This is a genomic window from Psychrobacter sp. UBA3483 (assembly GCF_002377905.1).
Taxonomy (GTDB): domain Bacteria; phylum Pseudomonadota; class Gammaproteobacteria; order Pseudomonadales; family Moraxellaceae; genus Psychrobacter.
In genome coordinates this window covers 18636-33026 of sequence record NZ_DFQS01000004.1, presented here as the reverse complement: position 1 = coordinate 33026, position 14391 = coordinate 18636, and the positions used below count along the sequence as shown (strand labels likewise).

Below are 14391 nucleotides of genomic sequence, written 5' to 3'. Positions count from 1 at the left end.
AAAGGGCAAAATGCTATTGAGATTTCACGTTTTGCCTTTTTTATTTTTGTCCAAAATTTTTAACTATTCGCTTTATTCTAACGGCTCACCGCAATGCGGACAAAAATTCTTTTGCCGCACTTCCTTTTCTCGGCGCTCAAGCTCTTTTTCACGCAATACTTGCAGCACTATCTCTTGTGCTTGCTCTTTGTCTAGTCCAAGCTCGCGGCGAATCTTTTCAATCATCATCTGATTTTGCACCAAATCAAAATCACTATCGACCAGTTGTTCGCGAAAATCTTGCTCGAGCTCTTCTCGGCGCTGACTGAGCTCATTTGCCAGACCCGTCGCCAAAATACCCGCTGGCAAAGCCGCAAGACCAACGCCGAGTATGGTGATAAGTGCACCCAATATCTTACCAGCACTGGTGATAGGCGTGACATCTCCGTAACCAACCGTCGTCAGGGTGACCACCGCCCACCACATAGCTTTGGGTATCGACTCAAACTCCTCGGGCTGGGCGTGGTTTTCGACCAAATAAATGCCACTCGACGCCGTCACAATCATAATAATTAGGATAAAAATGACCGCTTGAAACGAGCCTTTTTCTTTACTAATAACCACCAATAAAATACGCAATGAGGCAAAATAGCGGGTAAGTTTCAGAATCCGAAATAGACGCAAAATACGTAAGAAGCGCAAATCGATACTGACAAAGAAATTCAAAAATGCGGGGGCAATGGCAATAATATCAATCAATGCAGATGGACTTTTTAGCCAATCCCAGCGCTGACGCCACGTCGTATTATCAGGTTTGGCTTCAGCGACACTCCATAACCTCAGTAAATACTCGATAGAAAATACCACGATAGATAAGTTTTCAAACCACGTAAAATACGCCTGATACGGATAATACCAGTTGTCGACCGACTCAGCGATGACCGCCGTGACGTTCGCCATAATCAAAAAAATGAGAAAGTAATCGACATAGCGACTAAAGAGCGTGTCATGCTCATCGTTTTGGAGAATGTTATAGACGAAAAGACGCAAGCGCCGAATAGATTGGAATAGCATGCCGTCCCTATGTGGTGTAATATCGGTTTTATGTTATAAAAATCAGATAGGAGATATCAACAAAAAGGCAGTTGCGCTTGCAGCATCAATGAGGATTTTTAAACAATTTATAGCAATTTTTTTTAAACATTATGATTATACAAAATTTATGTAATAAATGTAGGTCGCGATTAATAATACCACTACCGTGGCAAAAAAGACCAAACGTAAAAAGCGTTCATCCGCCCGTAATTGATTGCTTAAGTTTTGTGCTGGTAATAAAAACAAGCCACATTTAGGGCAACAGGCATCCATTTGGTTTAAAAGCTTAATTGAGCGAGCATTTTCACAGCGCAGCGGAGAGTTACTACAATAACCGAGCATAATATCCAATCTATCCTTCTATCTGTTTATTTCTATTTATTCATTTCTATCGTTTAATAATGACAATTGAAAATGCAGGTTTAGCATAAGAAGAGTATTTAAAAATAGAAAGGGTAATTTAACCTATAAAATCCGCCATGACTGTAACATACAATACAATTATGCCAACTTCCTGTTTAAAACCTTACTTCTCGTGAGGTTTTTGTATTATAATAGAGAAATAATGTTACGAGTTATATCTTAACTCTGACGTTATATAACGGTCACTGATGCCATCCCTCATTAGAAACTGACCAATAACATCTATTATGTTGAGGAACTTAACGATGAAACTACAATCCCTAGTTTTAGCTGCTGCAACTGCCCTTACTATGACTACTGCTTTTGCAGTACCTGCTGGTACTTGGTCTATCGCTGCTGGCGCACATTATGTTGATCCTAAAAGCGATAACGGTACTTTAAATAACGGTCTATCTGTTGATGTTGATGGCGATGTACGCCCAACCATCAGTGGCGAATACTTTATCGCTAATAACGTTGGTGTTGAACTACTAGCAGCAATTCCATTTCATCATGATTTTGATCTAAATGATGCAGCTGGCAATCGTGTTTTGACAGGTAAAACTCAGCATTTACCACCTACTCTTTCACTACAATACCATTTCGATGGCTATAACACGCCTATGAACGTGAAACCTTTTGTTGGTGTTGGTGTGAACTACACGACTTTCTTTAAAGAAAAAGTTTCTAACGGCGCGGACCTAGATCTTGACGATAGCGTTGGTGTTGCTGGCCATATCGGTCTTGATATTCCATTTGCACCGACTGAGTCATTCCGTATCGATGCACGTTACATGGACATCAAAACTGATGCTAAGTTGAACGGTGTAGATGCTGGTGAAATCGATATCAGCCCTTGGGTATATGGCGTTGCTTTCGTAAAACAGTTCTAATATAGTCCATTGCTATAAACTGAACACCATAAATAAGAGAAGCCAGCTTAATAGCTGGCTTCTTTTTGTCTGGGTATAGATATTTTTATAATAAAGGATATAAAAAAGACCATCCGCAGATAGTCTTTTCTATTAACCATGATATGTTTACTTAACCCTAAAACTATAGCAAGATACGGCGTGGATCTGCCAATAAGCTTGCAATATAGCGGGTAAATACCGCGGCATCAGCGCCATTAATCACGCGATGATCGTAAGACAAAGATAACGGCAACATCAGACGCGGCTCGAAAGATTGCTTACTAGCATTCCAACGCGGCTGCATACTGGCTTCTGAGACCCCTAAAATACCTACTTGCGGCCAATTTACCAGTGGCGTAAATGCGGTACCACCTAAGTTACCTTGACTAGATATCGTAAAGCTTGCACCTTGCAATTCTTTAGCCGTCAGCTTTTTATCACGCGCTTTGACCGCAAGCTCACCTATCTCAATGGCAATTTGCTTTAGGCCTTTATCTTGCACATTTTTGATAACAGGGACAATCAGGCCATCATCAGTCGCAACCGCAATGCCCATATTGACGCTTTTACGTAAGATAACTTGGGTATTATCGTCACTCAAATGACTATTAAAGCGCGGATGCTGGGTTAATGCATAAGCAGTTGCTTTAACGACAAAAGCCAAAATAGTGAAGCCGATACCTTCCGCTTTCATAGCACCTTTAAGCTCACCACGTAACTTTTCAGTTTCCGTGATGTCAGATAAGTCAAACTGCGTCACTTGCGGCAATAAGGTATTATAATTAAGCTGCGGTATTGAGACTTTTTGTAGACGGCTTAAATCTTGTACTTCGCTCTCGCCCCATATCTCAGCATTGCTCATATCAGGTAAGCTTGGCAGGCTCGAGCTTACAGTACTACTACTGGTAGGCGCAGTTTTTTGCTTACTTAAGCTGTCTTTTACATGCGCAAACAAATCTTCTTTTAAAATACGGTCGTTAAGCGCAGAGCCAGTCACTTGGGTGATATCAACTCCTAGCTGACGCGCAAGCTTACGCACGGCAGGACCAGCATAGATATCGACCATTTTTTCATTGACTTGCGATTCGGTTAGCTTAGCATTTGCAGCGCTAATATTAGTCGTAGACTTAGCGGCTTGTTTAGGCTCACCAGTCGTTTGCGACTTAGCTGACTGATCAGCTGATTTCGTTTGCTTGGTTGATTCAGCTGGCTTGGACGCTTGCGACTCAGAAGTATCAGCCTTAGATTCACTAGCATTATTATTGGCGCTCTCTGAACCCTCACCAATAATCACGATAAAATCTTGACCATTGGCGACCATATCACCCGCTTGCACCAATATTTCTTCAACCTTGCCTGCTTCTGGTGCTGGCACTTCGACCGACGCTTTATCAGATTCAATGAGCAAAATGGATTGATCCGCAGTGACCATATCACCGACACTGACCATGATCTCAGACACTTGCGCTTCATCGACGCCTAGGTCTGGCAAAGCATGCGTGGTTGCTTTTCCTGCTTGCTCGCTTGCTTGTTTTGCTGGTTGAGAAGCATTTGTCTCAGCTGGATTAGTATCTGCTTGCTGATTATCCTGCGCTGCATCTTTTTTGTCGGCAGCAGCGTCTGTTTTGTTTTCTGTATCAGCGCTAGTGCTTTGACTGTCGCTGTCACTGTCACTGTCAGCATCATTATCGCTTTCAAGCTCAATGAGCACCATACCTTCGCTGACTTGATCGCCTACTGCCACGCTTATTTTAGTCACTTTACCGGCAGCCGAGCTTGGTACTTCTACTGAGGCTTTATCAGATTCTAATAAAATAATATTGTCGTCTTTTGCAATAACGTCGCCAACTTCGACCATAATCTCACTGACTTCGGCGCTATCAACACCCAAATCGGGGGCTTTAATGTCCATCCGTAATTCTCCTTTTATTATATTGCCTTGTCTTTCGGCTATTCTTTGATGTCGTCATCATTGAGTAAGGCGGCATCGGCTGGATCTTCTGCGCGACCTTCGCTACTTATTTCGTCATCATCTTCACTGACAAACTCTGGCACAGGGTTCGGATGTACATTGTCAGGACCTGGGGCATCTGGGAAATGATCATAATGAGGCTGCTGTTGCCATGCAGGCGGTTGATCCGCTTCGATACCAAAGCTTGAAATCGCATCTTTTACCAGACGCATTTCAACCTCACCTTCATCAGCTAAGCGCTTAAGCGTGGCAACCACAATGTGCGCGGCATCGACGTGGAAGAAGCTACGTAACTGCTCACGGGTGTCTGAGCGACCATAGCCATCAGTACCTAAAGTCGTATAAGGGCGATTGTCAGGCAACCAAGCGCGGATTTGCTCTGGATAATTGCGCATATAATCGGTTGCTGCGACGACGATACCTTCGTGCGGGGCAAGCTGTTCAGTGACCCATGGCACCACTTCTTCATCCATTGGATGCAGGCGGTTATAGTCATCACAAGCCATACCATCGCGGGTCAGCTCGTTAAAGCTGGTTACGCTCCAGACGTTAGATGAGATATTAAACTCATCTTTTAGTATTTTCGCCGCTTTTTGCACTTCACGTAAAATCACGCCTGAACCTAATAGCTGAACTTGGCTTGAACCATTGTCTTCTAATAAGTACATTCCACGCTTGATGCCTTCTTCCACGCCTTCTGGCATAGCAGGTTGTTCGTAGTTTTCATTCATCAAAGTTAAGTAATAATAAACGCGCTCGCCCTCACCATACATGCGGCGTAGACCATCATGCATAATCACTGCCAGCTCATAACCGAAGCAAGGATCATAAGTCACACAGTTCGGTACGACGTTAAATAAAATTTGTGAATGACCGTCTTGATGCTGCAAGCCTTCGCCGTTTAGCGTGGTACGACCAGCCGTTGCGCCAAGCAAGAAGCCTTGCGCCTGACAGTCACCCGCTGCCCATGCCAAGTCGCCAACGCGCTGGAAGCCAAACATAGAGTAATAAATATAAAGTGGAATCATCGGCAAGGCGTTGACAGAATAACTGGTTGCCAGAGCAATCCATGTACTCATTGCACCCGCTTCGTTGATACCTTCCTCTAACATATGACCATCGATGGCTTCTTTATAGCCCATCAAAGCTTCACTATCCTCTGGCGTATATTTTTGTCCAGAAGCTGAATAAATGCCCAATTGGCGGAACATACCTTCTAGACCAAAGGTGCGCGCTTCATCAGGAACAATAGGCACAACGCGATCTTGGATATCTTTATTTTTTAGCATGGCTGCTAGCAAGCGCACAAACACCATGGTAGTCGACTGCTCTTTACCATTACTGCCTTTTAGCACGCGATCGAAAATAGACAATTCTGGAATATTTAATGGAATATGACCACTACGGCGATTGGGCAGATGACCACCTAAGGCTTCACGGCGACCTTTTAGGTATTTCATCTCCAGCGAATCTTCTTTTGGACGATAAAACGGTAGCGTTTCTAACTCTTCATCGGTAAACGGCAAATCAAAGCGGTCGCGGAAGTACATCAAGGCTTCATGATCAAGTTTTTTGATTTGGTGCGTTTTATTGACCGCTTGGGCTTGATTAGACAGACCATAGCCTTTAACCGTTTTCACCAAGACCACGGTCGGTTGGCCTTTAGTTTTCATGGCTTCACTAAAAGCAGCATAGACCTTCATCGGATCATGACCGCCACGGTTTAAGCGTGAGATATCATGGTCAGACAGCTCGTTTGCCATCTCCTCTAACTCTGGATATTTACCAAAAAACTCTTTACGTGTAAATTCAGGCGTACGGGCTTCATATAGCTGATATTCACCGTCGACCGCTTCTTCCATGCGATATTTAAGCACGCCTGTCACATCTTTATCTAACAAGGTATCCCACTGACCGCCCCAAATCACCTTAATCACGCGCCAGCCTGCACCGCGGAATACCGACTCAAGCTCTTGAATAATCTTACCGTTACCACGTACAGGACCATCGAGGCGCTGTAAGTTACAGTTAACGACCCAAATTAAATTGTCCAACTTCTCACGACCAGCAAGCGAAATGGCACCCAAGCTTTCTGGCTCATCAGTTTCGCCATCACCCAAGAACGTCCAAATCTTGCGATCTTCTTTTTCTAATAAACCGCGGTTTTCCATATAGCGATGCACGTGCGCATGATAAATGGACATAATCGGACCCAAGCCCATCGACACGGTTGGGAACTGCCAATAATCTGGCATCAAATATGGGTGCGGATAGCTTGACAGGCCCTTACCGCCCACTTCACGGCGAAAATTATCCAGCTGCTCTTCATCTAAACGACCTTCTAAATAAGAGCGCGCATAAATACCGGGCGCTGAGTGGCCTTGATAATAAATCATGTCACCGCCGAAATGATCGCTTGCCGCCCGAAAGAAATGGTTAAAGCCGGTTTCATAAAGGGTCGCACTTGAAGCAAAAGTTGCTAAGTGACCGCCTAAATCATCATCATTCTTATTGGCGCGCATAACCATAGCCAAAGCATTGTAGCGAATCAAAGCTCGAATTTTGCGCTCGATCGTCAAGTCACCTGGGTACATTGGCTCATCTTCGACCGCGATGGTATTGATATAAGCGGTATCGAGACGGTTAAATGGCAGCCCTTCTTGTACCGCCATGTTATATAGCGCTTTTAATAAAAACTGTGCCCGATCCTTATCGGCATGTTTGATAACGGACTCAAAGGCTTCCAGCCATTCTTGGGTTTCGGTGCTATCAGCATCCTTATAATAATTCATCTTTATTAATCCTTTTTATCAGTCAGCCCTGTACGATAACAGGGTGTTATTAAATCAGAGGGTGGTACGTATCTTAATGAGCAATCGATTGACTTGATGCCTTCCCTATAACTTCCTTGCCGCATCTAAGCATTGCATTTACGTTCATGGTTATAACAGAGAATTTTAAATAAATCGTATCACTGTAGAGTAGCATTAGGCGCAAATAAACACCGTTGTAAAATTAAACGGTAGTCACTATGCAATTCTCACTATCAAATGATAATGACACTCTATTATAGGTACTTATTGTGGATTTGTTTATAGCTATGGAGAAATGCCGATATGACAAGTATTTTTGAAATAAATAGTGATTATTCTTTTTGTGATATTTTAGAATATTGTTTAGTCGTTTTATTTTACGGAGCCACTACTTAAATTTAGCATTTTAATGTGTTTAGACATACAAAAACTACCATTCGTCCGTTTTTTAGAGTTGCTATAAGATAATTGATAAAAGACATTTATAATCTAGTAGAGAGCTATAAAAACAAAAGCGTACATATTTATAACTGCACAGATTAGCAAATATTTCAACACCCCTATAATTAAATAGCATCTTTCTTATAATTACCTCATAATCTCTAAATAATTAAAGTGGTATCTCATTTAACATTGATACAGTCAGCAATTAGATAGCGATATGGGAATTAAGGAAGAAATATACTATGAATTGCCTTAGATTTTTAAAGGTTATTTTGTCAACAGTTCTATTATTTATGCTCTCATTAAATCTGGGATATGCTAATAATGGAGTAAAAATGGAACTGACAACTAATAAAGTAGTGAGTGATGAGCAAGGCAAAGTAGTTTATATACCTGTCAGAACTGCTCTAGTAGGCACTATTATCCAGTATAAAGCTACTTACACTAATACTTTGGCCAAAGATATCAATGACTTAATTATTACTCTGCCAATTCCTTCAAGTATGACATTTACTGGTGAAGCATATCCTACTAGTGCTCAAGCTAGTACCGATGGAAAAAACTTTGCTGATATACCCTTAGTGCGTCAAATAGCTGGAAAAATGACTAATACGCCACTTTCTGAATACCGCTATATCCGTTGGAATATCAAACTTTTACCTGCAAGAAAATCTGCCAATGTATCTTTAAATACGACAGTCAATTGAATAAGGTTGTTCTTATGCCTCACACTAGCACTCAAGCCGCTGGCTATAAAAAACCTTTATATACTGTCTTATCAGCTGCGTTACTATTATCAGCGGTTTCTTGTGTATCAACAACAGGCACCGCGCCAAAAGAGAATGCTCTAAAGACAGCAGATTACTGTCTTAGCAGCAACAATACTGAAACCTTAGCCTCTTCTAAAGCTCAAAGCACACAGCAGCGTGCTATGGATTGCATGCTGAACGAATTACAAACTTATCAGCAAAAAAACATGAGCGCGCGGCAACAATACTTTGCTTACAAAGCCCAAGCTTGGCTAAACTATGCAAATCATAAAGACAGTATGAATAGTCGCTCAGACATTGGTGTGGAAGCTGCCCAAACGGCAGAAAATATCTTGCAAGCGTTAAAAAATGATAAGGTTGAAGAGCTTGCACTTATTGATGACATTCCGTCTACTTCTGCACTCATGCGACCTGATTTATGGGCAACTCTAAGTGCACTTAAAGATAGTGGCGGTATCAATAGTGCGGCACGCGAAATCGCCCTTAGCGAAGTCTCATTAATATGGGCAGCTACCGACCAGTGTGAGCGCGGCGCAAAATCATCGAACAGTCACTTTCGGATGGCCGATCGCTGGCTTGAGCAAGCGCGCGAGGCTTTCGTCAATGCCCACGACTCAAGAGTGAACGTCGCTTTAGAAAACCTTATCGTGCGCTATTATGAAGAATACGCGCCTTTAGATTCAAGCGATGACCGTTGTAACGGTCAAGCGTTAACAAAGATTGATAAAAAGTAGGTGACTTATGCTTGTATTGAATAGTCTTTGACTACACAATAAAATTTCAATCAATGTTTAATAAACGTTTATTAAACACGCCCAAAAAAAAGCCGATATCATGTCGGCTTTTTAACATCTGTTATTTAATTTTACATTCTAGGCTAACTCAATAAAAATTAACGGTTTTTACGCGGTAATTTTTCTGGTAAATAGCAGCGCAGATAGGCGATAGACGCAGTATTAGCTTCTTGCAAATACTTATCAGTAATGCTCTGATGACGGCGATAAGAAACCGTAAAAATGGCATTGATAATGCTAAAGGTAATCAATAATACATCTTGAATATCTTCGAATTTTGGCATCTCATAACGCTCTGATAAGCGCTTATAGACCAATTGTACCACTTGATTGTCCATATGCTCACCATAGCTGTCTCCTTCAAAATCAGGCGTATTGGTGTCATAAATCAATTTGGCTTTGGTTTGGTCTTCATCAAATATTTGTACACAGCGCTCAATCAGCGCGGTCAAATACGCTTGCCATCTGTCATAATCAACCGTTTCAACAGTGGTAAGCACTTCTAAAATATCGATAGCATTTAAAAAACGCAGGGCTAAAAATATCGCTTCGATATTTGGGAAGAAATGATAAGCAGAAGCTCTTGGAATACCCGCTTCTTCGCAGACAGCCGCCAAAGTGATGTCGTTAATTGCTTGAGTTTCACTCAATTTTTTCGCGCCCATCAATAGTTTTTGACGGCGTGCGCGGCCTTGCTGACTGGTAAATTTGAATTTGTTCGGTACCAGCTTTTTCGCCAGCTCAGAATCTACCAGTACATCTTCAATCTTGTCGTCTTTATTTTCAATCATCATAAATCTCTTAAGGTTACGCCCTATCTTTATATAGTCTTCATCAGATAGTATTTGTCCTAAATCGAAGGACTATTTTCTATCAACCGGTAATTTGGGCCAATAGCACCGCTACTATACTAAAATGAAGCAGCATGATAAACGCTTGTACACTATCAAGCAAGGGACATGAATAGGTTAAAAAATAACTCACTAATTACTAAGTAAACGGGGTTAATTGTGAAGTTTAATTTTCGCTCTTATAATACCATGATCGATGACTCTATCGGCATAATCCCACTTTAAATGATCATTAAAATAGTCAACTCGTTCAACCTGACCGAGCGAAAACTTACTATCAGGTAAAAACTCTTCTGAAACAAATAACTGGTCAATTACTTCAGGCATACCTTGATAAATATGCGTGTAAGCAACATCTTTCATCCAACCATAACGTGCTTGGATACGAGCGGCGTCAAACAACGCGACATCGCGCATACTCTTATCATAATTGACTTCGCCTGTTTCGCTCATCAATTGGGTAGTCACACTACCGGTGACATCGTTCATATCGCCTAATAAAATCAGTGGCTCACGCGTATGATGCAGGCGCTCAATAATGGACATACGAATAGAAGCGGCCTCTGCGGCGCGCATACACAAACTACGCAGCTTGGCACGAACGCGAATATTTGGATCGTCCATATCCTCTAACAACTGACCGTTTTCATCGCGTAGGAAAAAAGCCCGTTTGCTTTTTAAATGCGCAGTGACAATCGTAATCGGTTGCCCAAAAGCATTGACTCGTAATATAAGTGGCGGACGATTAAAACGTTCATACAGACCGATATCAGGAATATCAATGACCGCTTTTGGTTCTACCTCTTCTAATAAGGTACTTTCTAACTGCTCAAACCGGGTAATAATTCCGACAGCTGGCGTCTGTTGCGCGCCTTTGCCTTGGGTATAAGGACTGGCGTTATCATTACTTGCCAGCGGAATGACCACATGCTCAGGTTTGAATCCTAATGCTACCGCCAATGCTTCGAGCGCATGACTGTCCCACACTTCTTGCACTGCAATGATATCGGCATGTGCCTTTGCCAGTAAGTCGGTAATACCGCGCAGCTTATGTTGGTATTCGTTATCGCTATAAGCCGGCGCGTTTTCATAATAAATTCGATTGGGGTTAGCGAAGTTAAGTAAATTGGCCGTTGCTATATAAAACTGCTTAGGGCTATTGTCTTCAGCGTTATTAACCATGAATTACCTATTATTATTATTTTTGATAATGGTGTTTTTTATGAGTACCTTTTTATAAGTCTCTTTTTATAAATATCTATGTTTGACATCCACTTTTAATAAGAGCGTCTATCAGTATATATTCATATATAACAATATACATTAAAAAAGCCTCCAAAGAAATCTTTGGAAGCTTTAAAATAACATAAAATTGGCGATATTAATCGGTTGGTAGAGCCGGTCCTACAATCAAACTAACTCTAGTAATGAAGGGGTAAGTTTTCGTATCCTTTGCTTACTTATATTAAATAAGTCATTAGCTAAACTTAATTACTCTATTTAATAAATAACAGTTTAATAAAGTACGGCTTACCTCTTACATCACCTCAACTTTTAGTCGGTATGTTATGCCATTATTCTCTTATTATGACACACGGTTCCATGCATCACGTGAGGCACGGCGCGCTTCATTCCACTCCAAACGCGATTCGCCTTTGACTTCATGCCATGAGCGCTCTAAGTCTGATTCATGATCTTCAAAACGAGCATCAGCTGGATAACGAGCGCGATTTGCATAACCTACCGCATACGCTGGATGTAAATCACGGTCGAAATCATGACCTTCACGGTAATAATCGGCATTGGCATGTTCTGCGCGCCAGTAAGCTTCTTCACGAGTAGGATCAATCGCTTCTGCTGCTGCGTGACCTGCGCCGCCACCAACGATAGCACCAATAGCACCACCGATTAAGGTTCCTAGTGGGCCTGCCATCGTACCGATTGCCGCGCCTGCTGCTGCACCCCCAACACCACCAATACCAGTACCGATTGGATGTGAACCTGGCTCACCTGTAATTGGATCAGCGTTTAAATCTTCTTTGCTTTCTTTTGACATGTGCTTAACGGCAGTACGGTCAATGGCATCATGGTCATTGATGATATTGTCATTTTCATGAGCAACGACTCTATTGCCATTAATATCGCGGTCAGTACCAGCTAAGCGGCGTTCGTTATCATCGATAATGCGCTCTCTGTCGCCCACTTCAACATAATCATCATTTACTACGCGGTTATTAGGGTCGGTAATACGTCCATCGTTATTCATAATATTATCCTTAAATTATTTGTTATGTATTAGAGTTATTTATGACTAATTTATAAGGCGTTAAATTTAACAAACCATGCGATATTAGCGTTCACTAATCAAGATAATGATTAGAAACTAACTTTTATAAATTAGCCGTGTTGCTTAATTCATCTAAAGTATAGGAACTTATGGATAACGACCGATACACAGATTATGTAAACTATGTCCAAATTACGATTGCCTTGCGTTACAGCCTGTATCTTTATCACTATTTTGTAGGGCAGCAGAGTATTTTGAGTAATTTATAAGCGTCTATTCACCAAAGCTTTGATTTTTCATTTAAATATCTATAAGACTTTTAGCGCTCTATCAATCGCTTGTTGCCACTTATCAAGATGCTGTTCACGTCTATCCGCAGACATTTCAGGCTCAAAGATGCGATCAATCTGCCACGAGGCTTGTATCGTAGTCTCATCGTATAGACCGGTTTTTAATCCCGCTAATAAAGCTGCCCCTTTAGCGGTAATCTCTGTGTCTTTAGGGCGTAGCACCGGTACGCCCAATAAGTCGGCTTGAAACTGCATGAGCAAGTCGTTATTCGCCGCACCACCATCTACTCTTAATTCAGTCAAAGGGTGCGGGCTGTCTTTTTGCATGGCAATCAGCACATCGTAAGTTTGATAGGCAATGGCTTCTAGCGCGGCGCGCGCAATATGGGCTTTGGTCGTGCCACGGCTCATACCGGTAATACTGGCATTGATATCTGAGCGCCAATAAGGCGCCGCAAGCCCTGTAAATGCTGGGAGCAATACCACCTCCTCACTACTATCTACTTGCCGCGCTAGATGCTCAACCTCACTGCTTTGTTGAATCATGCCAAGATTGTCACGCAGCCATTGAACAATAGCGCCCGCCATAAACACACTGCCCTCTAAGGCATAAGTGACTTCTCTCTTGGGCGGCTGTAGCAAGCGTCTGCCAGACTGCACAATTTGATCAAAGGATAGATTGTCTGGGCGGGTTGGCGTTGATTTGCGTTGCCAAGCAATGGTCGTCAGTAACTTATGCTCGCTCAGTTTCGGCTCTTTACCAATATTCATCAGCATAAAACAGCCGGTGCCATAGGTGTTTTTTGCCATGCCTGCATCAAGGCAGCCTTGCCCAAACAGCGCCGCTTGCTGGTCACCTAATACCGCCTGAATGGGAATTTGTTTAGCAAACAGTCCTTTTTTTGTTTTACCAAAATCGCCATCAGATGGCAGTACCTTGGGCAATATGTTCATCGGTATACCAAAGCAGGTACAGAGCTCCTCCGACCATGCCAGTTTATGGATATCATATAATAAGGTACGACAGGCATTGGTAACGTCAATGACATGCTCACCGCCGGTTAAATTATAAATAAGCCAGCTGTCTATGGTGCCGACTGCAATTTCACCTTTATTGGCGCTTACCCTTAACTTAGGCTCGTTTTCTAACAGCCATGCAATTTTACTGGCGCTGAAGTATGGGTCTAAACGCAAGCCTGTAAGACGTTGAATCTCACTGGCCATATCTTCATGCCCATTATCTGTCTGAGCGCTCGCGCTTTTCGCAGCAAGCGTTTTGCAATAGCTGGCAGTACGTCGGTCCTGCCAAATAATGGCGGGCGCTAGCGGTTTGCCTGTTTGCTTGTCCCACATCACGATAGACTCACGCTGATTGGTAATTGCAATACTGGTGACATCGGTCGCCAGCAGCCCTGCTTGGTTAATCACATCATGGGCACAGCTAATCTGCGTTTGCCAAATCTGCTGCGCGTCTTGCTCAACAAAACTTGCCTGCGGGGTTTTCAAAGTCGTCGGCTGCTGCGCCATTTTAATCGGGCGAGCATGGTCGTCATACAATATCGCCCGACTCGACGTCGTACCTTGATCTAGCGCTAAAATATATCCTGCCATTACTCGCATCCTATTTTATATAATGTTATTTTTTATCGGCTAATTTTTATAAGGTTCTATGGCTATGTTTCACTAAAGTGTGTTTTATTAAAGACAGTTATTGCATGGTTTGGACTGCGGTTTTAAAGACCTTTTATCTTTGACAGGTTTTATCACCAATTCATAAATA

The 14391-nt window shown here is 42.3% G+C and carries 10 protein-coding genes; 3 read left to right on the top strand and 7 right to left on the bottom strand.

What is annotated here, in order from left to right; all coding sequences use genetic code 11:
- Positions 1–72 precede the first annotated feature (72 nt).
- On the bottom strand, positions 73–1053 hold the full coding sequence (locus B2866_RS00635; RefSeq protein ID WP_296189510.1) for an ion transporter: 981 nt from the start codon (positions 1051–1053) through the stop codon (positions 73–75).
- A 689-nt stretch (positions 1054–1742) separates the two neighbouring features.
- Between B2866_RS00635 and B2866_RS00630 the strand changes: the two genes are divergently transcribed.
- Positions 1743–2369: an OmpW/AlkL family protein gene (locus B2866_RS00630; protein ID WP_296189508.1), complete on the top strand. Its 627-nt coding sequence runs from the start codon at positions 1743–1745 to the stop codon at positions 2367–2369.
- A gap of 163 nt (positions 2370–2532) precedes the next feature.
- Here the strand turns inward: B2866_RS00630 and B2866_RS00625 are convergent, their stop codons facing one another.
- Both B2866_RS00625 and aceE read right to left on the bottom strand, forming a co-directional pair.
- Positions 2533–4302, bottom strand: coding sequence for a 2-oxo acid dehydrogenase subunit E2 (locus tag B2866_RS00625; protein WP_296189506.1), 1770 nt, complete (start codon positions 4300–4302; stop codon positions 2533–2535).
- A gap of 38 nt (positions 4303–4340) precedes the next feature.
- Positions 4341–7154: a pyruvate dehydrogenase (acetyl-transferring), homodimeric type gene (gene aceE, locus B2866_RS00620; RefSeq protein ID WP_296189503.1), complete on the bottom strand. Its 2814-nt coding sequence runs from the start codon at positions 7152–7154 to the stop codon at positions 4341–4343.
- A gap of 800 nt (positions 7155–7954) precedes the next feature.
- On the opposite strand from aceE, the gene B2866_RS00615 reads away from it, so the two are divergent.
- Positions 7955–8326: a hypothetical protein gene (locus B2866_RS00615; protein ID WP_296189499.1), complete on the top strand. Its 372-nt coding sequence runs from the start codon at positions 7955–7957 to the stop codon at positions 8324–8326.
- 14 nt (positions 8327–8340) lie between these two features.
- Positions 8341–9123: a hypothetical protein gene (locus tag B2866_RS00610; RefSeq protein WP_296189497.1), complete on the top strand. Its 783-nt coding sequence runs from the start codon at positions 8341–8343 to the stop codon at positions 9121–9123.
- A 158-nt stretch (positions 9124–9281) separates the two neighbouring features.
- Here B2866_RS00610 and B2866_RS00605 read toward each other — a convergent pair whose 3' ends face one another.
- The 4 genes from B2866_RS00605 to glpK form a co-directional block, all read right to left on the bottom strand.
- On the bottom strand, positions 9282–9974 hold the full coding sequence (locus B2866_RS00605) for a TetR/AcrR family transcriptional regulator (protein ID WP_238060396.1): 693 nt from the start codon (positions 9972–9974) through the stop codon (positions 9282–9284).
- A gap of 213 nt (positions 9975–10187) precedes the next feature.
- Entirely contained in the window at positions 10188–11216 is a 1029-nt protein-coding gene (locus B2866_RS00600) for an endonuclease/exonuclease/phosphatase family protein (protein WP_296189495.1), read from the bottom strand.
- Positions 11217–11619: 403 nt separating this feature from the next.
- Complete coding sequence (locus tag B2866_RS00595; RefSeq protein ID WP_198329031.1) at positions 11620–12090, bottom strand: hypothetical protein; 471 nt, start codon at positions 12088–12090, stop codon at positions 11620–11622.
- A gap of 539 nt (positions 12091–12629) precedes the next feature.
- Positions 12630–14222 (bottom strand): glycerol kinase GlpK, encoded by a 1593-nt coding sequence (gene glpK, locus B2866_RS00590; protein WP_296189493.1) that lies wholly within the window; start codon positions 14220–14222, stop codon positions 12630–12632.
- Positions 14223–14391 lie beyond the last annotated feature (169 nt).